The organism is Arthrobacter arabinosi (assembly GCF_054511115.1).
Window position 1 is genome coordinate 48,763 of record NZ_JBTNDF010000003.1, and the last position, 19,184, is coordinate 67,946.

15 protein-coding genes are annotated in these 19,184 nt (G+C 70.9%); 3 read left to right on the top strand and 12 right to left on the bottom strand.

The annotated features are described in order from the left end of the window. The first annotated feature begins 29 nt into the window (after window positions 1-29). Entirely contained in the window at window positions 30-1,085 is a 1,056-nt protein-coding gene (locus ACX80P_RS08095) for a phosphatase PAP2 family protein (RefSeq protein ID WP_459277580.1), read from the top strand. Window positions 1,086-1,171: 86 nt separating this feature from the next. On the opposite strand, the gene ACX80P_RS08100 is transcribed toward ACX80P_RS08095, so the two are convergent. Beyond that, window positions 1,172-2,308, bottom strand: a complete 1,137-nt coding sequence (locus ACX80P_RS08100) for a PfkB family carbohydrate kinase (protein ID WP_459277581.1) — start codon at window positions 2,306-2,308, stop codon at window positions 1,172-1,174. A 120-nt stretch (window positions 2,309-2,428) separates the two neighbouring features. On the opposite strand from ACX80P_RS08100, the gene ACX80P_RS08105 reads away from it, so the two are divergent. Together ACX80P_RS08105 and ACX80P_RS08110 are read left to right on the top strand one after the other, a co-directional pair. Further along, window positions 2,429-2,674: a hypothetical protein gene (locus ACX80P_RS08105; RefSeq protein ID WP_459277582.1), complete on the top strand. Its 246-nt coding sequence runs from the start codon at window positions 2,429-2,431 to the stop codon at window positions 2,672-2,674. Continuing rightward, window positions 2,671-4,026, top strand: a complete 1,356-nt coding sequence (locus ACX80P_RS08110; RefSeq protein WP_459277583.1) for a family 4 glycosyl hydrolase — start codon at window positions 2,671-2,673, stop codon at window positions 4,024-4,026. The genes ACX80P_RS08105 and ACX80P_RS08110 overlap by 4 nt, the downstream gene beginning before the upstream one ends. Here ACX80P_RS08110 and ACX80P_RS08115 read toward each other — a convergent pair. From ACX80P_RS08115 to glmS, 11 genes are all read right to left on the bottom strand, one after another. Continuing rightward, a complete protein-coding gene (locus ACX80P_RS08115; RefSeq protein ID WP_459277584.1) occupies window positions 3,981-4,781 on the bottom strand; it encodes an HpcH/HpaI aldolase family protein in 801 nt (266 codons plus the stop codon). The genes ACX80P_RS08110 and ACX80P_RS08115 overlap by 46 nt on opposite strands. A 32-nt stretch (window positions 4,782-4,813) precedes the next feature. After that, entirely contained in the window at window positions 4,814-5,323 is a 510-nt protein-coding gene (locus tag ACX80P_RS08120) for a GNAT family N-acetyltransferase (protein ID WP_459277585.1), read from the bottom strand. After that, window positions 5,323-6,369 (bottom strand): L-glyceraldehyde 3-phosphate reductase, encoded by a 1,047-nt coding sequence (mgrA, locus tag ACX80P_RS08125; protein WP_459277586.1) that lies wholly within the window; start codon window positions 6,367-6,369, stop codon window positions 5,323-5,325. The genes ACX80P_RS08120 and mgrA overlap by 1 nt, the downstream gene beginning before the upstream one ends. 39 nt (window positions 6,370-6,408) lie before the next feature. Next, the gene (locus tag ACX80P_RS08130) at window positions 6,409-7,125 is read right to left on the bottom strand and encodes an EAL domain-containing protein (protein ID WP_459277587.1); all 717 of its coding nucleotides are present in this window, start codon (window positions 7,123-7,125) and stop codon (window positions 6,409-6,411) included. 252 nt (window positions 7,126-7,377) lie between these two features. Continuing rightward, entirely contained in the window at window positions 7,378-8,580 is a 1,203-nt protein-coding gene (locus ACX80P_RS08135) for a GGDEF domain-containing protein (protein ID WP_459277588.1), read from the bottom strand. Window positions 8,581-8,738: 158 nt separating this feature from the next. Then, a complete protein-coding gene (gene treZ / locus ACX80P_RS08140; protein WP_459277589.1) occupies window positions 8,739-10,487 on the bottom strand; it encodes a malto-oligosyltrehalose trehalohydrolase in 1,749 nt (582 codons plus the stop codon). Further along, entirely contained in the window at window positions 10,484-12,796 is a 2,313-nt protein-coding gene (gene treY / locus ACX80P_RS08145) for a malto-oligosyltrehalose synthase (protein ID WP_459277590.1), read from the bottom strand. Before treY ends, treZ begins: the two co-directional genes overlap by 4 nt. 49 nt (window positions 12,797-12,845) lie before the next feature. After that, window positions 12,846-15,032, bottom strand: coding sequence for a glycogen debranching protein GlgX (gene glgX / locus ACX80P_RS08150; RefSeq protein ID WP_459277591.1), 2,187 nt, complete (start codon window positions 15,030-15,032; stop codon window positions 12,846-12,848). A gap of 139 nt (window positions 15,033-15,171) precedes the next feature. Then, a complete protein-coding gene (locus tag ACX80P_RS08155; protein ID WP_459277592.1) occupies window positions 15,172-16,734 on the bottom strand; it encodes a bifunctional ADP-dependent NAD(P)H-hydrate dehydratase/NAD(P)H-hydrate epimerase in 1,563 nt (520 codons plus the stop codon). Window positions 16,735-16,778: 44 nt separating this feature from the next. Next, on the bottom strand, window positions 16,779-17,150 hold the full coding sequence (locus ACX80P_RS08160) for a holo-ACP synthase (RefSeq protein WP_459277593.1): 372 nt from the start codon (window positions 17,148-17,150) through the stop codon (window positions 16,779-16,781). 54 nt (window positions 17,151-17,204) lie between these two features. After that, complete coding sequence (glmS, locus tag ACX80P_RS08165) at window positions 17,205-19,145, bottom strand: glutamine--fructose-6-phosphate transaminase (isomerizing) (RefSeq protein WP_459277594.1); 1,941 nt, start codon at window positions 19,143-19,145, stop codon at window positions 17,205-17,207. Between the last annotated feature and the right edge of the window lie 39 nt (window positions 19,146-19,184).

Here is a 19,184-nt window from a genome sequence, read left to right on the forward strand (position 1 = left end):
ACGGCACCTTAATGCATTAGAACTGGTTGATGAAGTCCGCGCCCCCTGCGACGGGGCATGCCCCTTACCGACTCTTCCGCATACCCTTTGCCGTTGCAGCCGGCTTCGCCGTCCTCACGGCCTTCGTGGCCGTGGCCTTCGGGCTGCCGCTGCGTGATCCTGGGGGCTTCCTCGGCCCGAGCTACGTCCGGCTGCCCCTGCTCCTGGCGGCGCTGGTCCTGGTCGACATGATCCCGTCCACGCTGCGCAGCCGACCCTCCCGGACGAACCTGCTGCGGGCCGCGGCGGCGGAACTCCGACGACGCTGGCGGGCACAGCGCCTGGTCGCGACCTCGGTGGGCCTGCTCACCTTCTACCTGGCGTACGTCTCCTACCGGAACATGAAGAGCTTCCTGCCCTTCGTCCGCCATCGGGTCACGGACCCGCTCCTGCAGGCCAGCGACCGCTGGTTCGCCGGCGGCGAGCACCCCGGGGACGTGCTCCAGCAGATCCTCGGCACCGGGGCGAGCGCCCACATCCTGTCCGCCGTCTACGTGTCCTACCTCCTGTTCGTGCCCCTGTCCGTGGCGGCGGCACTCGTCTGGTCGCGCAGGCTCTCGCACGGCGCCTGGTACGTGACGGCGCTGTCCTTCAACTGGATCCTCGGGGCGCTGAGCTACTACGTCCTGCCCTCCCTGGGGCCGATCTATGTCGAGCCGAAGCACTTCGCGGACCTGCCGGACACCGCCGTCACGGCGCTCCAGGAGTCGCTCTACCGCAGCAGGGTGCGGGTCCTCACCGATCCCCATGCCACCCACTCGGTACACGGCATCGCAGCCTTCGCCTCCCTGCACGTCTCGGTCGTCGTCACCGCCGCCGTCATGGCACACCTGCTCCGCCTGCCGCGGGTGGTCCGGGCGGCGCTCTGGGTCTACGTGCTGCTCACCGCCCTGGCCACCGTCTACTTCGGGTGGCACTACGTCGTCGACGTCGCGGCGGGTGCGCTCATCGGCGCGCTCGCGATCTGGCTCGCGGCACGCGCCACACGATCCGCGGAACCTGAGCATCCCGCGCCCGCCCCGAACCTGGTGGCCGCCGGCGCCTGAGGTCCGGCATGGAGAGGGCCGCCCCGCACCTGGTGACCGCCGACGTGTGGGGTCCGGCGTGTGGGGTCCGGGCGTGTGGGGTCCGGTCAGAAGGCGCCGGACGCGCCCCGCCCGCCCTCGCAGGGGCGGATCGACGGCCCGGCATCGGAATGCCGGGCGATCGTCGCCGTCGCGCGCCGTGACGCCTCGCCCGGGACGTCGGAGACGAGGTCCCCGAGGAAGGCGTAGCGGCGCAGCCACTGCTTCTGCACGCCGTTGCGCCCCTCGCTGACCCGGTGCCACCAGTCCGCGATGTCGCCCCAACCCGGCGCGGCCAGCGAACCGCCCACGTGCTGCACGGACAGCGAGGCGCACAGATTGGCGAACGCCAGCCGGTCGGCGAGCGGGAATCCCGCCAGGTCGGCCATGACGAAGGCGGCGCTGAAGCAGTCTCCAGCCCCCGTCGGGTCGTGCGCGGACACGGGCAGGGCGGGCACCCACTCCTCCTCCCCCGTGAGCGAATCGATGGCGATCGCACCGTGCTGCCCGACCGTGACGACGGCGACCGGCACGCGGTCGGCCAGCGAGTACAGGGCCTTCCACGGATCGTCGGTGCGTGTGTAGGCCATGGCCTCGACGGCGTTCGGCATGAACGAGTAGAAGTGGTCGAGCGACGCGAGCGTCTCGGGCGCCCAGTCCCCGTCGGGGTCCCACCCGACGTCGCCGAACAGCTTCGTGCCGCGGGCAGCGGCCGTCGCCGCCCACGGTTCGATCTCCTGTTCCACACCGACGACGGCGGCGCGGCACGACGGCGGCGCCCCGATGAGATCCGTGGCGCGCAGCGGCGCGGCGTGGCCGTGGGTCACCATCGACCGGTCCTGGTGGACGGAGAGGGAGACCGTCACCGGTGAGTGCCACTGCCCGAAGACCCGCGAGCGGGACAGGTCCACATGCTCCTGGTCCTGCAGCACGTCCCAGTTGAACTGCCCGTAGCCGTCGTCGCCGAATGCCGCGGCGAGCGTGGTGCGCAGGCCGAGGCGGCTCGCCGCGATCGCCTGGTTCGCGATCCCTCCCGGACCGGAGCCCATGCCGTCGGTCCACACCTCGGTGCCCGGCGCCGGAAGCTGCTCCAGGCCGGTGAAGACGATGTCGAAGAACACCTGGCCGGTGAGCAGCAGGTCGAACTCGGGCCCGTCCGGGCCCCGCGCGCCGGCCAGGGGATCGAAGCGCTGCGGTATGGCCATGTACGGCACCTTACTGGTCCGGCGGCACACCGGCGGCGCGCAGGAGTGCCTGTCTTCCGAGACGTCCTCCCCAGTGGCGTCGATTCGTGCCCGTAGGCTGGGGGCCATGACAGGGATGCCATGACCCCGGACAGGCAGCGGGATGCCGATTCGCCCCGGTACCCGCGGGGCGCCGCACCGCTGCTGCCCCTGGGAGCGCGCCTCCTGATCGGTGTGGCGGCCGTCGTCTTCGCCGTCTCGCTCAGCTTCGTCCTCGCGTATACGACGTCGGTGCCGGTCCTGGCCTGCGTGGCCATCGGCCTGGCCCTCGCCGGAGCGCAGCTGTACGCGCTGCGCGGCGCCCTGTTCCGCGGCCGCCGCCGATGAGCGCCGGCGCCACACTCGTCGTCGTCGGCGGCGGGGGGTTCCGCGTCCCGCTGGTGTACCGGGCGCTGTCCGACGGCCCGTTCGCGGGACTCGTGTCCGACGTCGTCCTCGTGGACACCCTGCCGGACCGCGCCCGAGCCATCGCTCGGGTGCTCGGCGCGCTGCCCCCCGGGGCGGGGCCCGCGCCGTCGGTCCGGGTCGCGGCCCGGCTGGAGGACGCACTGCCGGGCGCGGACCTCGTGTTCGCCGCGGTGCGCAGCGGCGGGGCGGAAGGACGCATCCTCGACGAGCGCGTGGCCCTGTCCGCAGGCCTGCTCGGCCAGGAGACCGTGGGCGCGGGCGGCATCTCCTACGCGCTCCGGTCCATCCCCGACATGCTGCGCGTCGCCACCCTGATGCGCGACCTCGCGCCCGACGCCTGGCTCGTCAACTTCACCAACCCGGCGGGCATGGTCACCGAGGCCCTCTCCGCGGTCCTGGGCCGCCGGGTGATCGGCATCTGCGACTCGGCGTCGGGTCTCGTCACCCGGGCGGCACGTGCCGCGGGCATGGACCTGCGCGGGTCCCTCACGGGCGTCGACTACGTGGGCCTGAACCACCTGGGGTGGCTGCGCCGGCTCGACGACGGCGGGCACGACCGCCTCCCGGGGCTGCTGGCCGACGCGTCGCGCCTGGCAGGCGTCGAGGAGGGGCGCCTGTTCGGTCCGGACCTCCTCCGGGTCCTCGGCGCGCTGCCGAACGAGTACCTGTTCTACTACTACTTCCACCGCGAGGCCGTCCGCTCCATCCGCTCGGCGGACCGGACGCGCGGGGAGACGCTCCGGGACCAGCAGACCGACCTCTTCCCCCGGCTCCTCGCGTCCGGGGACCCGCTCGGGGTGTGGGAGGACGCGCGGCGCGAGCGGGAAGCGGGGTACCTGGCCGAGGCCCGGACGGCGGAGGAGGAGCGCGACGAAGCGGACCTCGCCGGGGGTGGCTATGAGCGCGTGGCCCTCCAGGTCATGCGCTCCCTGCTCACGGGACGGCGGGCCGAGCTGATCCTCAATGTCCGCAACGGCGCGACCTTCGGCGCGCTGCCTGCGGACGCCGTCGTCGAGGTGCCGTCCGTGGTGGACGCGGACGGCGCGCACCCGCTGCCGGCCGCCCCGCCGACCCCCCACCAGCTGGGGCTCATGGCCGCGGTGAAAAGCGTCGAACAGGACACCGTCCGCGCCGCCGTCCACCGGGACCGGGATGCCGCCCTGCGCGCCTTCGCGGGTCACCCGCTGGTGGACTCCTTCCATGCCGCCACCCGGGTGCTCGCGGGCTACGAGGAGGCGTTCCCGGCGCTGAGGGCCTCCTGGTCGGGCTGATCCGGCCGGCCGGCCGGCAGCCGCTCGCGGAGGGCCGTGACGCCCAGCGCCAGGAGGCCCGTGTCCGTCGTGGCGGCGATCCAGTCGAAGCCCGCGGCCGCCAGCAGCGCTGCCCGCTCCGACGAGCCCGCATAGGCGCCGGCCCGGATGCCGGCCCGGCTGCAGGCGCGGGCTACCCGGGCCAGCGGCGCGTCGTCGTCCGCCGCCGACAGCAGCTCGTCGACGTCCAGCCCGAGGGCGAGTGCGAGGTCGAACGGGCCGACGAAGATCATGTCGACGCCCGGGACCGCGGCGATCGCGTCGACCGCCTCGAGGGCGCAGGCAGTCTCGATCATCACGGCACAGAGCGGCACGGCGGAGGGTGCATCGCCGGAGCCCGGGCTGTGTACCGCGCGGGTGCCCGGCAGGGGACCCCAGCTGCGCGTGCCGCGTGGCGGGTAGTGGCTGGCCGCCACCGCTGCCGCGGCGTCGGAGACGCTGTCGACGAGCGGGACGATGACGCCGTCCGCTCCCGCGTCCAGCGCCCGGCCGATCAGTGCGGCGTCGTTGGCGGCGACCCGCACGAGCAGGACTGCGGAGTCGGCGGCCCGGCGTCCGAGCGTGTCCCTCAGCGAGCGGTCGTCGAAGTGCCCGTGCTGGGCGTCGAGACCCACCCAGCCCAGACCCGACCGCGCCAGTTCGGCGGTCAGGCGCGGCTCGCCGAGCGTCGCCCAGGCGCCGAGGAGCGGATCGTGGTGGGAGCCGTCGAGGGTCATGCCCCATTGTGTCCCGGCGTCCGCCGTCGGCTCTACAGGAAGCGGTGCATGATGTGGAGCCCGGTGGGTCCGGCCGAGGGGTGGAGGAACGCGCCGGGGACGGTGCCGACGACGGTGAACCCGAGCGAGGTCCAGAGCGCCACGGCCGGCGTGTTCGTCTCCACGACGGCGTTGAACTGCATGGCCGTGTAGCCCGCGGCCCGCGCTTCCTCGAGCACGTGGCCGGCGAGGTTCCGGCCCACGCCCCGGCCGCCGGCGTCGCGGGCCACGAGGAAGGAGGCGTTCGCCACGTGGGACCCGTTGCCGCCCCGGTTGGCGTGCAGCTGCGCCGTGCCCAGCACGCGCCCGGTCTCCACCTCCACGGCCACGACGACGACGAGGGTGGGATCGGCGCCGGCCGGACCGGGCAGCCACTCGAGCCGTCCCGCTGCCTCGTCCATGCCGGTATCCCAGCAGTAGGTCTCCCCCGCCCGCGCCACGGGTTCCATGATGGCCCAGATGGCCGGCCAGTCCTCCGGGCCCGCCGTCCGGAACCGCAGCATCAGGCCTTCAGGGCGTTGGCCCAGAGGTTGATGTCGGACTCGACGGCGAATTCGTCGATGGCGCGGAGCTCCTCGGCCGTGAAGTCCAGGCGTTCGATCGCGGTGAGGCTGTCCTCGAGCTGGCGGACACTGGACGCTCCGATCAAGGCCGACGTCACCGGCGTGCCCTTGGACTGATCCCGCAGGATCCACGCGATCGCCAGCTGCGCCAGCGACTGCCCACGGCCCTCGGCGATCCGGTTCAGGCCCCGGATCCGGTCCAGGTTCTCCTCACTGAGCTGCCCCTGGTCCAGGGACTTGCCCGCAGCGGCCCGTGAGTCCTCCGGGACCCCGTCCAGGTACCGGCTGGTCAGCAGCCCCTGGGCCAGCGGTGAGAACGCGATCGACCCGGCTCCCACCTGCTCGAGGGCCTCGAACAGGTTCGGCGACCCGTTCTCCGTCCACCGGTTCAGCATCGAGTACGACGGCTGATGGATCACGAGCGGCGTCCCGAGGTCCTTCAGGATCGCCGCCGCTTCCAGGGTCCGCTCGGGCGAGTACGACGAGATGCCCGCATACAGGGCCCGTCCCGACCGCACTGCGGTGTCGAGGGCGCCCATCGTCTCCTCCAGCGGTGTCTCCGGATCGGGGCGGTGGCTGTAGAAGATGTCCACGTACTCGAGGCCCATCCGCTCCAGCGACTGGTCCAGGCTCGCCAGCAGGTACTTGCGTGACCCGAAATTCCCGTACGGGCCCGGCCACATGTCGTACCCGGCCTTCGTGGAGATCACCAGTTCGTCCCGGAACGGCCGGAAATCGTCCTTCAGGTGCCGTCCGAAGTTCGTCTCCGCACTGCCGTACGGGGGGCCGTAGTTGTTGGCGAGGTCGAAATGCGTGACGCCGAGGTCGAACGCCCGCCGCAGGATGTCGCGCTGCGTCCCGAACGGCTTGTCGTCCCCGAAGTTGTGCCACAGCCCCAGGGAGACCGCGGGCAGCTGCAGCCCGCTCGCCCCCACCCGGCGGTACGGCATCGCGTCATAACGGTCATCAGCAGGGTGGAAGGTCATGGCTTCATCGTAGGTGACGGCCCGTGCCGGGGGACGCCGCTACGCGGGGGCACTGATGCTGGACAGGGCCCCGGAACGGACCTGCGGAAGTTCCTCGAACGCGGGCCGCGCGAACCAGTAGCCCTGGAACAGGCGGATGCCCTGCGCCTTCAGGAACAGGAACTCCGCCTCGGTCTCCACCCCTTCGGCGAGCACCGTGATGCCGAGCTGCTCGGCGATACCGACGATGCCCGTGACGACGGCCTGGCGGGCCCGGCTCGCATCGACTCCCCGGACGAGCAGCATGTCGATCTTGATCAGGTCCGGCTGGAACTGGACGAGGAGCCCCAGTCCCGCGTGGCCGGCACCGAAATCGTCGATGGCCGTGGTGAAGCCGTGCCTGCGGTATTCGGTGATGATGTTCGTGAGGTGCGCCGTATCCGCGACCTCCTCGTTCTCCGTGAACTCGAACATGATCGACGACAGCGGGAAGCTGCAGCGTGCCGCGGCGAGCAGCGTCGCGCGGAGGCAGGCCGCCGGTTCGTAGACCGCGTTCGGCATGAAGTTGATGGACAGCTTCAGCCCTTCATCCGCAGGGAACAGGCGCGACGCCAGTTCGATGGCCTTGATGCGGCAGTCCTGGTCGAATCGGTACTTCTGGTCGGGAGAGACCCGCGACAGGACGTCGGACGCGCCCTGGCCTGCCAGTCCCCTGACCAGCGCCTCATACCCCCAGATGCGGTCGTCGACCGCATCGTAGATCGGCTGGAACGCCATGCTGAAGTCGACGTCGAGCCGTGACGATGTCCCACAACCGTTACATGCCATGCGGAGTGCCCCCTTACTGGTCCGATCCACCCTAGGACACGTACGGCGCGGCGCGGGTGTGCCACGCGACGGGCGGTTCCCGCACGCCGCGCCGGGCCGCACCGTGCCGGAGATGGTGCCCGTCCGTGCGCGCAGACCCGGGCGGAAGATCATCACCCGGGGGCCACCACGGTACGACCTCCCGGCCGGCATGCACCCGGTTCAGGCCGTGAGGCTGTCCTCGGGCGACTCCGGGGAGGTGCCCTGCCGCCGGTCCAGGGACCCGATGGCCTGCACGGACTTGTCCCGGCCCCCGTCCTTCGCCGCGTACAGCGCCCGGTCGGCTGCGGCGATCGCGGCGTCGAGGTCGTAGCCGGACGCCTCGATCGAGGAGATGCCGTAACTCACCGTCGGCATGACGACGCCACCCGGGGTGGGCTGCACGCGCAACGCCAGGCTCACATCGCGGGTGATGTCCTCGGTCCGGGAGACCGAGGCTCCGGGGAGCAGGAAGATGAACTCCTCGCCCCCGTAACGCCCCACGAGGTCCGTGGCCCTGACGGTCTCCGTGCAGGCCCGGGCGAACGCTTTCAGCACACTGTCACCCGCAGCGTGCCCGTGGGTGTCGTTGATCGCCTTGAAGAAGTCGAGGTCGGCCAGGATGAGCGCGCCGGGCCGTCCCGTCCGCGCCAGCCGGTCCACGTGCAGGTGCGCGAGATCGAGGAACCCGGCGCGGTTGAGCAGTCCCGTCAGGGCGTCCCGGTCGGCACGCGTCCGCAGATCGGCCGCGATCTGCTCCGCACTGAGCGCGGCCGCGCTGAAGGACACCACGACCAGGAGGACCAACGTGGCCAGCGCGGTGACGCTCGAATCGAAGAAGGTCCGGAACATGTACCCCTCAGGGCCTCCCGCGACGAACGCGACGCACCGTGCGAGGTACAGCGCCGCGACGACCGCGGACGCCGCGGCGAGCGGCGCCTGCACCCTGCTGTAGCTGCTGGGGAGGCGCCACAGCTCCCAGGAGGCGAGCCCGATGGTCAGCGACATCATGCCGAGGAACACCGGACCGCCCGACCACGTGTTGGTCGCCGGGCTGTCGACCAGGGAGGCCAGCAACGTCAGCAGCGGCGCCGCGAGGAGCTGCAGCCACCCGGGCCTGCCGGTCCGGAGGGTGCGTGCCCCCGCCCAGACGCTGACCGTTCCCAGTACCGACAGCGTGTTGGCGGACGGGTTGGCCCACACCTGGTGCTGGGTGCCGTCGAGCAGGTGGAGGGAGGACCCGGCGCAGAAGAACAGGATTGCGGCGCACCACCAGGCGCTGTACGCGGAGCGGGTCTGGCGGAAGGCGACGGTGTAGAACAGCACGAGGAGGGTGATCGCGACGGCGCCGAAGGCGACCCGCAGAGTCGTGATGTCCAGTGTCATGGTGTTCCTGCCGCCTCGTTCGTCCCGGTCCCGTCTCCGGACGCTCAGGGATCCGCCTCCTGTGAGGAAGGATCTTCAGCCAGTATGCCGGAGGCCGCCGACCCTTCGGTCGGCGGCCTCCACTCCTGTCGAAACCCTTGCAGAGTCCTGATCCGGGTTCAGGCCCGGCTGATCACCAGCGAGGCGTGGGCCGGGAGCTGCACCGTGTCGGCGAGCAGCCCGATGCCGTCGACCGTGGACAGCAGGACCTCCGCGTCGCTCCCGCCCACCGGTACGGTCACCATGGCGTCGCTCAGGTTCAGGACGACGGCGGTGCTGCCCCGGTGCAGGACGATCCAGCGGCTGTCCTCGTCGTAGTCGACGGAGATGCTGCCGAAGTCGGCGTCACGCAGTTCGGGCCGTGTACGGCGCAGGCGGATGAGTTCGCGGTACGTTGCCAGCAGTTCGGCGTGATGTCCCTGCTCCGCTTCCGTCCAGTCCAGCTTGGCGGAGGCGAAGGTCTCGGGGTCCTGCGGGTTGGGGACGTCCTCGGGGCGCCAGCCCATGCGCTCGAATTCGCGGAGCCGCCCCTCCGCGGTGGCCTTGCCGAGCTCCGGCTCGGGGTGGGACGTGAAGAACGGCCAGGGCGTGGACGCCCCGTACTCCTCGCCCATGAAGAGCATCGGCGTGAACGGGCCGAGGATGTTCAGGACGGCGGCCTGCGCGAGCTGGGCGGGGTTCAGGGTCGCGCTGATGCGGTCGCCTGCAGCCCTGTTGCCGATCTGGTCGTGGTTCTGGGTCGCGACGACGAGCTGCAGGGGGCTGACCTTCGTCGGGTCGATCTCCCGGCCGTGGTGGCGTTCCCTGAAGGACGAGTACGTCCCGTTGTGGAAGAAGCCCTTCTCGAGGACCTTGGCGAGGGCACCCACCGAGTTGAAGTCGAGGTAGTAGCCCTCGGTCTCCCCCGTCAGGTTGACGTGCACCGCGTGGTGGAAGTCGTCGCTCCACTGCCCGGCGAGCCCGTACCCGCCGACGTCGCGGCCCTGGATCAGGCGCGGGTTGTTGAGGTCCGATTCGGCGATGAGGAACAGCGGTTTGCCGAGCTCGGCGGCGCACTCGTCCGTGCGGGCTGCGAACTCCTCGAGGATGTGCACGGCGCGCTCGTCGTGCAGCGCGTGCACGGCGTCGAGGCGCAGTCCGTCCACGTGGTAGTCCCTGAACCACATGAGCAGGTTCTCCACGACATAGTCCCGGACCTCGTCGGACTGGGGGCCGTCGAGGTTCAGCGAGTCGCCCCACGTGTTGGACAGGCCCTCGGTGAGATAGGGGCCGAAGAGTCCGAGGTAGTTGCCGCTGGGGCCCAGGTGGTTGTGGACGACGTCCTGGATGACGCCCAGCCCCTTCCGGTGGGCGGCGTCGACGAAGCGCTGGTATGCGGCCGGGCCGCCGTAGGTCTCCTGCACGGCGTACCAGAGGACGCCGTCGTAGCCCCAGTTGTGCGTGCCGTTGAACGCGTTGACGGGCAGCAGTTCGACGTACTGCACGCCGAGATCCACCAGGTGGTCGAGCTTGCCGATCGCGGCGTCGAGCGTGCCCTCGGGCGTGAACGTGCCGAGGTGCATCTCGTAGATGACGCCACCGTTCATCCCCGGGGACTGCCACGCGGCGTCCTGCCACTGGTGCGCGGCGGGGTCGAAGGTCCGTGAGAGTCCGTGCACGCCGTCGGGCTGGCGCCGCGAACGGGGATCCGGCACGGGTGTCTCGGACCCGTCGACGAGGTAGCCGTAGGACACGTCGCCGCCTGCTGCGGGGACCCCGGAGGCGTCCCACCAGCCGCCCTCGCCCTGCGTCATCGGGAAGCGGGCGCCGTCTGCGACGAGGGTGAGGGACTCGGCGCGGGGCGCCCAGACCTGGAAGGGGGAACTCATGCGGCGTCCTCCTGGACGAGTAGTGCTGCGGGGAAAGTGGAGAGGATGTCGGCGGCCCGGACGGTCCCGCCGCTCACCGAGGCGCCCGTGAGCGCGCAGGTGTACCGGCCCTCCGGCAGGTCGAGCGTGGTGTCGCCCCAGCCCCCGCCCTGTGCGAGCCCGTGGGGCAGGCGCGTGATGAGGGTGATGGCTCCTCCCCGGTCGAACGCGAAGACGTGGCCCGCGGCCTCCCCGGCGGCGGGGATGGCGGCGTAGCCGGTGAACAGCTCGGGGCGGTCACGGCGCAGCCTGAGCGCGCGGGACACGACGAGCAGCTTGGCGTGTGCGTCCGCGCCCACGGATGGCAGTGAGCCGAAGTCGAGGTCCGTCAGGACCTTGCGGCGTGCGTCGTAGTCCACTTCGCGGCGGTTGTCGGGGTCCACGAGGGACGTGTCCCAGAACTCGGTCCCCTGGTAGACGTCCGGCACGCCGGGCATGGTGAGCTGGAGCAGCTTCAGTCCGATCGAGTTGGACCAGCCCGCCTGCTGGATCCGCTCGACGAGGCCCGAGATGAGGGCGGACACGGCGGTGTCGTCGAAGGCGGCGTCGACGGCGGCGTGCATGCCGCGCTCGAACTCCTCGTCGGGCGCGGTCCAGTGGGTGCTGAGGTCGGCCTCCCGTGACGCCTTCTCGGCGTAGGCGTGGGCCCGTTCCCTGCTGAGCGGCCACGCCCCGATGAGGGACTGCCACAGCAGCGGCGCGAACGTCGGATCCTTGATGGGCGCCAGCGCCTCGAGCTGCGCGAGGAGGTCGGTCCACTCGCCTGCGAGCTCGGACAGGACGGAGATGCGCGTGCGGGTGTCCTCGCTGCGCTTGGTGTCATGGGTGCTGAGGGTCGTCATGGCCAGCGGGCTGTCGGTCTCCCGCTCGAGCAGGCGACGGTGCAGTTCCAGCGGGTCGATGGAGAAGATACCCGGGTCGGCACCGACCTCGTTCAGCGAGACGAGCCGCGAGTAACGGTAGAACGCGGTGTCCTCGACGCCCTTCGCCATGACCATGCCGGAGGTCTGCTGGAAGCGGCGGGCGAGCTCCGTCAGCTCCCCTGGGCCCTCGAGGAACGGGTTCAGGAGCGGGTGGAGCGCGGTGATGGTGTCCGCGAGGTCGGGGCGGCGCACCTGGGCGTCCCGCACGGCGTCGGCGAGGTACTCCGCGCCGCCGGGCAGGTAGCTGCGGTACACGGGGAAGCAGGTCAGCAGTTCGGCGATGGCGTCCGCCGCGGCGTCGGCGTCGAGGTCCGCCGTGGCGGGGACGAGCCGCGCGAGCCGCAGCACCTCGGAGCGGAGGATGCCGTCCGCGATGGCGCGCTTGGTCCCGTGGGTCATCTCGTGGAACGGGTCCACCGGCACGGACGCGGTGAGCGCGTGCTCGCCGGCGGGGTCCGTGAAGAGCCGGTCGATGTCCGCGAGGGCGTCGTACCCGGTGGTGCCTTCGGTCGCCCAGTCCGTCGGGAGCGTCTCCCCCGGCTCGAGGATCTTCTCCACGAGCACGTAGGCCCCGCCGGTCAGGGTGCGGAGGTCGTCGAGGTAGCCCTTGGGGTCGGCGAGACCGTCGGGGTGGTCGATGCGCAGGCCGTCCACGAGGCCTTCGTCGAACCACCGCTTCACTTCGCCGTGGCTCTCCTGGAAGACCCATGGGACCTCGACGCGCAGGCCCGCGAGCGTGTTCACGGCGAAGAAGCGCCGGTAGTTGAGCTCCGCGTCGGCACGGCGCCAGTTCACGAGTTCGTAGTGCTGGCGGGCGTGGACCTCGGCGCCCGTGTCACCCGGGTGGGCCGTGCCCTCCGCGATGGGGAACCGGTTGTCGTAGTAGTGCAGTTCGCCGTCGACGACCGCGAGCTGGTCCAGTTCGTCCTCGCCGTCACCCAGGACGGGGACGCGGAGGCGTCCGTCGCCGGCGTCCCAGTCGACGTCGAACGCCTCCGCCATGCGCGAGCCGCGCCCCTCCTGGAGGAGCTGCCACCACCAGGGGTTGTCGGCGGGCGTCTCGATGCCCATGTGGTTGGGGACGATGTCGACGAGCACGCCCATCCCCGCCGACCGGGCGGCCTCGCTGAGGGCTGCGAGCCCGGCGGGGCCGCCGCGGTCGGGGTCGACGGCGGAGGTGTCGGTCACGTCGTAGCCGTGCCCGGACCCCTTCTCCGCCGTCAGGATCGGTGACAGGTACACCCAGTCCACGCCCAGGTCGTGCAGGTACGGCACCAGGGCCGCGGCCCGGTGCAGGTCGAACTCGCTCCGGATCTGCAGCCGGTAGGTCGATCTGGGTGTCAACACGTGGGGAATCCTCCTGGGACGGTGGGTGGGTGTACTTGTCGGGGCGATGCTAGGGGGTGCCGGTCTTGGCGGTGACCTCGTTGGCGAGGATCGCCAGGGACGCCGCGACCGAGTGGTCGAGGTCCTCGACCTCGGTGTGGACCCGCAGGACCACCATGGACTTCGCTTCGACCGAGACCTTCGCGCCGGCCGGGATGGCGGCGGTGTCGGCGTACTTGCCGGCCGTGTCGATCACCTCGTCCCAGGACGTGCCGTACTCGTCGGACGGGATGGTGAAGTCGACGGCCTCGTCGTGCGCGTTGAAGTACAGCAGGAAGTTCGCATCGACGATCCGCTGTCCGCGGGCGTCGCGTCCCTGGATGCCCTGCCCGTTGAGGAACACGCCGATCGAGCGGCCGAAGCCGGTGTCCCAGTCCTCGGGGGCCATGAGCTCGCCCGCGGTGTCCAGCCACACGATGTCCGGCAGCACCTCGCCCTCGCCGCGGCGCACGGGCCGCCCGTCGAAGAAGCGACGACGGCGGAAGGTGGGGTGCTCCGACCGCAGGCGGTTGACGGCCGCGGTGAATTCGAGGAGGGGCTGGTCCATCTTGTCCCAGTGAACCCAGCTGATCTCGGAGTCCTGGCAGTAGGTGTTGTTGTTGCCGTCCTGCGTGCGTCCGATCTCGTCGCCGTGCAGCAGCATGGGCACGCCCTGCGAGAGCAGGAGCGTCGCGATGAAGTTGCGCTGCTGCCGGACGCGGATCGCGAGGACCTCGGGGTCGTCGGTGGGGCCTTCGGTCCCGCCGTTCCAGGAACGGTTGTGGGATTCGCCGTCGTTGTTGTCCTCGCCGTTGGCCTCGTTGTGCTTCTCGTTGTAGGAGACGAGGTCGCGCAGGGTGAAGCCGTCGTGGGCCGTGACGAAGTTGATCGAGGCGACGGGGCGCCGCATGCTGTGCTCGTAGAGATCGGCCGAGCCCGTCAGGCGGGACGCGAATTCGCCGATGCTGGAGGGCTCGCCGCGCCAGAAGTCACGGACGGTGTCGCGGTACTTGCCGTTCCACTCCGTCCACTGCGGCGGGAAGTTGCCCACCTGGTAGCCGCCGGGTCCCACGTCCCAGGGCTCGGCGATGAGCTTGACCTGCGAGACCACAGGGTCCTGCTGCACGAGTTCGAAGAAGGCCGACAGCCGGTCCACCTCGTAGAACTCGCGGGCGAGGGCGGAGGCCAGGTCGAAGCGGAACCCGTCGACGTGCATCTCGGTGACCCAGTACCGCAGGGAGTCCATGAGCAGCTGCAGGGAGTGCGGGTTCCCGACGTTCAGCGAGTTGCCGGTGCCCGTGGTGTCCATGTAGTACTGCTTGTCGTCCTCCACCAGGCGGTAGTAGGACGCGTTGTCGATGCCGCGCATGGAGATGGTGGGGCCCATGTGGTTGCCCTCGGCGGTGTGGTTGTAGACCACGTCGAGGATGACCTCGATGCCGGCGAGGTGCAGTTCGCGCACCATGGCCTTGAATTCCTGGACCTGCTCGCCCTGGTCACCCGTGGAGGTGTACTTGTTGTGCGGGGCGAAGAAGCCGATGGTGTTGTAGCCCCAGTAGTTCGAGAGGCCCTTCTCCTGCAGCGTGCTGTCGTTGACGAACTGGTGCACGGGCATGAGCTCGATCGCCGTGACGCCGAGCTTCTGCAGGTGGGCGATCACCGACGGGTGGGCGATGCCGGCGTAGGTGCCGCGCTGCTCCTCGGGGATGTCGGGGTGCAGCTGGGTGAGGCCCTTGACGTGCGCCTCGTAGATGACGGACTGGTGGTAGGGCGTCCGCGGCATGCGGTCGCCGTCCCAGTTGAAGAAGGGATTGACGACGACGCCGAGCATCATGTGTGCCGCGGAGTCCTCGTTGTTGACGGAGTGCTCGTCGCCGAAGTTGTAGCCGAACAGCGCCTGGTCCCAGTCGAGGTCGCCGGAGATGGCCTTCGCGTAGGGGTCGAGGAGCAGCTTGTTCGGGTTGCAGCGGTGTCCCTCGGCCGGGTTGTTCGGGCCGTGGACCCGGTAGCCGTACTTCTGCCCGGGTGTCACCTGCGGGAGGTACCCGTGCCAGACGTAGCCGTCGACCTCCTTGAGTTCGATGCACGTCTCGGTGCCGTCGTCGTCGAAGAGGCAGAGGACGACGAGGTCCGCGACCTCGCTGTAGAGCGCGAAGTTCGTTCCGGTGCCATCGTAGGTGGCTCCCAGGGGATACGCGTCGCCGGGCCATAATTCCATGAGTTCTCCTTGTATCTTCTGCCGTGGCCGCCTCCATGGGCGGTCACGGTGTTGCTCGCAGACGTCGGGGTCCTGCCCCGCGTGCTTTCTTCATGCATAGCGCATTGGTCTGTCCGCGCGGTTAATTGCGTCGGTCACCTCAGGGGGTTGCGGCCAGTCGACGCTCCTCGACGAGGTCCGCGACCACCGCGCGGATGGATGCGGGCAGGCCGGAGACCACCACGGGTCCGGACCGGGCGGCGCGCCGCCCGGCCCGCCCGTGGATCAGGGCTCCGGCCGCGGCGATCGCCGCCCAGAGGTCCTCGGGTGCGACGCCCACGCGGTCGGCCGCGCCGTCGTCCTCGGCGAGTGTCGCCGCGAGGGCGCCGATGATGCCGGAGAGCGTGTCCCCGGACCCGGCAGTGGACAGCCAGGGCGTCGCGTCGGCCTGGACGAACAGGGCACCCGAGGGTGCGGCGACGACCGTCGTGTACCCCTTGAGGAGCACTGTGGCGCCCGTGCTCTCGGCGGCGCGCAGCGCGAAGTGGGCGGGCTCGGCCTCGATCTCCGACCGCTCGGCGTCGATGCCGCGGGCCGCCAGCAGGTCGCGGAGCTCACCCGCGTGGGGTGTGAGGACGACCTGCGGGCCCACGCGATCCGGTACCTCGGCCAGCGCTCCCGCGTCGACGACGACGGGCAGTCCCGAGGCCATGGCGTCGACGGCGCGCCGGCGCTGCCCGTCGTCGTCCACGGCGCCGGGACCGACGAGCCAGGCCTGGGACTGTGCCTCGGCGACCGACCCCGTGGACGCCACGGCTTCCGGGTTCCGCTGGTGGATCAGCGCGGCCACGGCCTCGGGGCCGAGATAGCGCACCATCCCGATGCCCGTGGCCAGCGCGGCGCCCACGGCGAGGGCCGCAGCTCCCGGGTAGCGTGCGGAACCCGCGGCGACGCCGAGGACACCCCGCGAATACTTCTGGTCGTGTGCCTCCGGCAGGCGGAGGAGGGCGGCGGCGTCGGAACCCTGGAGGCTGCGTGCCGCGGGCGTGAAGCCCGAGAAGTCGAGGCCGATGTCCACGACGTTGAGCTCCCCGGCGGCCACGGCGCCGTCGCCGATCAGGAGGCCCGGCTTCGCGGCCCCGAACGTGACGGTCGCGTCCGCGAGGAGGACGGGCCCGTCGACGCGCCCCGAGTCCACGCCGATGCCGCTCGGCAGGTCGCAGGCGACGACGATCGTGGACCGGGCGGAGCGCGGACCGGCCGCAGCGTCGAAGGCCCGGACGAAGTCCGCCGAGGTCCCGCGGAGGCCGCCGCTGGCCCCCGTGCCGAGGATCCCGTCGAGGAGGAGGTCGGAGGCGGCGGCGTGGGCCGCAGGCGCGGCGGGATCCGTCGCGTCCGCGAGCCGGGTGCTCGTTCCGCCCGCCCGCGTGAAGGCGTCCAGCCCAGCGGTGTGGACGCGGTCCGCCATGAGGATCGCGGTGACTCCGACGCCCCGGCGCAGGAGCCGCTCCCCCGCGTACAGCGCATCCGCGCCGTTGTTCCCGCTGCCGGCCAGCACGACGGCGGTGGCGCCGTAGGTGCCGCGCCCGGCGTCGCGCAGGAGGCCGAGGGAGACGCCGAACAGGCCGTGGGCGGCCTTCTGCATGAGGGCGTCGCCCTGGCCGGCGTCGAGAAGGGGTGCCTCCGCAGCGCGGACGTCACCACCGGAAAAGGCTGGGAGCATATGATCCAGCTTAGCGGTAAGTCAGGCGATAATCAGCAAGGTTACTATTTTCCGGCGGGCGGCCGGCTGCCCTCGGCGACCACCATGGCCGTGGCCAGGCCGCCGTCGTGGCTGATGGACAGGTGCCACGTCTCGACGCCCCGGGCACGAGCGGCGTCCGCCACGGTCCCGTCGACGACGACCGAGGGCGCTCCCGCCTCGTCCACCGCGATGGTGCAGTGCTGCCAGTTCATGCCGACCGGGGCACCGACGGCCTTCGCGACGGCCTCCTTGGCGGCGAACCGCGCGGCGAGGGACCGGGTGTTCAGGTGGCGTTCGGCGGGCACGAACAGGCGCTGGAGGAGCCCCGGGGTTCGTTCGAGCTGCTGCCGGAAGCGTTCGACGTCCACGACGTCGACGCCGATGCCGACGATCACGACCGCACCCGCCCGGGTGCCGCTCCGGGGATCCGCAGCGGCACCGGGAGGGTACTACTCAACCGTGACCGACTTCGCCAGGTTGCGCGGCTGGTCGACGTCGTAGCCCTTGGCGCTCGCGAGGGCGAGGGCGAAGATCTGCAGCGGCACCGTGGTCAGCAGCGGGGCGAGCAGCGTCGGGGACTTCGGCACGTAGAACACGTGCTCCGAGTACGCCTCGACGTCGGTGTCGCCCTCCTCCGCGATGACGATGGTCACGGCGCCGCGGGCGCGGATCTCCTGGACGTTGGACACCACCTTCGCGTGCAGCGAGTCGCGGGCGCTCGGGGACGGCATGACCACGACGACGGGCTGGCCTTCCTCGATCAGGGCGATCGGCCCGTGCTTGAGCTCGCCGGCGGCGAAGCCCTCGGCGTGGATGTAGGCCAGCTCCTTGAGCTTCAGCGCCCCCTCCATGGCCACGGGGAAGCCCACGTGGCGGCCGAGGAACAGCACCGACTTGGCGTTGGCCATGTCCGTGCCGAGCTGCTTGATCTTGTCGGCGTCGTCGAGGACGGCCTGGATCTTGGCCGGGATGGCCGAGAGGTCCGCGAGGACGTCGGCGATCTCGTCGCGGTACTTGTTGCCGCGCAGCTGGGCGAGGTACAGGCCCAGCAGGTACGCGGCGGTGATCTGCGCGAGGAAGGCCTTCGTCGACGCGACGGCGATCTCCGGGCCGGCGTGCGTGTACAGCACGGCGTCGGCTTCGCGGGGGATCGTGGAGCCGTTGGTGTTGCAGATCGCCACGACCTTCGCACCCTGTTCGCGGGCGTACCGGACGGCCATCAGGGTGTCCATGGTCTCGCCGGACTGGGAGATCGCGACGACGAGCGTCTTCTCGTTCACGATCGGGTCGCGGTACCGGAACTCGTGGGACAGCTCCACCTCGGTGGGGATACGGCACCAGTGCTCGATGGCGTACTTGGCCACCTGGCCCGCGTAGGCGGAGGTGCCGCAGGCGAGCACCACGATCTTGTCGACCGACCGCATGATCGTCTCGTCGATGCGCAGTTCGTCGAGCATCAGGTTGCCGCGGACGTCGGAGCGGCCGAGGAGGGTCTGGCCGACGGCGTCGGGCTGGTCGTGGATCTCCTTCTCCATGAAGGAGTCGAAGCCGCCCTTCTCGGCGGCCGCGGCGTCCCAGCTCACGTGGAACTCGGTGCCCTCGGCGGGGGCACCGAAGAAGTCGGTGATGGTGACGTCGTCGGGCGTGATGGTGACGATCTGGTCCTGGCCGAGCTCGACGGCGCGGCGCGTGAAGTCGATGAACCCGGAGACGTCCGATCCGAGGAAGTTCTCCCCGTCACCGAGCCCCACCACGAGGGGCGAGTTTCGCCGGCCGGCGACGACGACGCCGGGCTGGTCCTCGTGGATGGCGAGGAGCGTGAAGGCGCCCTCGAGACGCTGGCAGGCCTGCTGCAGGGCGAGGGTCAGGAGGTCGCCCTCGGCACCGCTCTCGACGAGCCCGCGGTACAGGTGGCCGACGAGCCCGGCGGCGACCTCGGTGTCGGTGTCCGAGATGAACGTCAATCCCTCACCGGTCAGCTCCGCCTTCAGCTCGGCGTAGTTCTCGATGATGCCGTTGTGGATCAGGGCGAGCCGGTCACCGTCGGCGAGGTGCGGGTGGGCGTTCTGGTCGGTGGGGCCGCCGTGGGTCGCCCAGCGCGTGTGCCCGATCCCTGTCAGCGATCGGGGCAGCGGATCCGCCTCCAGCTCACCCACGAGGTTCGTCAGCTTGCCCGCCTTCTTGCGCGACTCGATCCCGGCGGGAGTGATCACTGCCACGCCGGCGGAGTCGTACCCGCGGTATTCGAGGCGCCGGAGGCCCTCCATGACGACGTCGAGCGCGCCGTGCTGCGACTCGGACGGCTCCTTCTCGAACGCCGGGGCGACAGAGTCGAGCACCGACGATCCCTGGCCGCGTTCCCGGCCCACATATCCAACGATTCCACACATGACATCAAGCGTACCGGTGACCGCGTTTGTTAATGTGCA

Excerpts from the sequence above, each read along its gene's own strand:
- ACX80P_RS08095 (WP_459277580.1), top strand. The coding sequence starts at position 30 with ATGAAGTCCGCGCCCCCTGCGACGGGGCATGCCCCTTACCGACTCTTC.
- ACX80P_RS08100 (WP_459277581.1), bottom strand. The coding sequence starts at position 2,308 with ATGGCCATACCGCAGCGCTTCGATCCCCTGGCCGGCGCGCGGGGCCCG.
- ACX80P_RS08105 (WP_459277582.1), top strand. The coding sequence starts at position 2,429 with ATGACCCCGGACAGGCAGCGGGATGCCGATTCGCCCCGGTACCCGCGG.
- ACX80P_RS08110 (WP_459277583.1), top strand. The coding sequence starts at position 2,671 with ATGAGCGCCGGCGCCACACTCGTCGTCGTCGGCGGCGGGGGGTTCCGC.
- ACX80P_RS08115 (WP_459277584.1), bottom strand. The coding sequence starts at position 4,781 with ATGACCCTCGACGGCTCCCACCACGATCCGCTCCTCGGCGCCTGGGCG.
- ACX80P_RS08120 (WP_459277585.1), bottom strand. The coding sequence starts at position 5,323 with ATGCTGCGGTTCCGGACGGCGGGCCCGGAGGACTGGCCGGCCATCTGG.
- mgrA (WP_459277586.1), bottom strand. The coding sequence starts at position 6,369 with ATGACCTTCCACCCTGCTGATGACCGTTATGACGCGATGCCGTACCGC.
- ACX80P_RS08130 (WP_459277587.1), bottom strand. The coding sequence starts at position 7,125 with ATGGCGTTCCAGCCGATCTACGATGCGGTCGACGACCGCATCTGGGGG.
- ACX80P_RS08135 (WP_459277588.1), bottom strand. The coding sequence starts at position 8,580 with ATGACACTGGACATCACGACTCTGCGGGTCGCCTTCGGCGCCGTCGCG.
- treZ (WP_459277589.1), bottom strand. The coding sequence starts at position 10,487 with ATGAGTTCCCCCTTCCAGGTCTGGGCGCCCCGCGCCGAGTCCCTCACC.
- glgX (WP_459277591.1), bottom strand. The coding sequence starts at position 15,032 with ATGGAATTATGGCCCGGCGACGCGTATCCCCTGGGAGCCACCTACGAT.
- ACX80P_RS08155 (WP_459277592.1), bottom strand. The coding sequence starts at position 16,734 with ATGCTCCCAGCCTTTTCCGGTGGTGACGTCCGCGCTGCGGAGGCACCC.
- glmS (WP_459277594.1), bottom strand. The coding sequence starts at position 19,145 with ATGTGTGGAATCGTTGGATATGTGGGCCGGGAACGCGGCCAGGGATCG.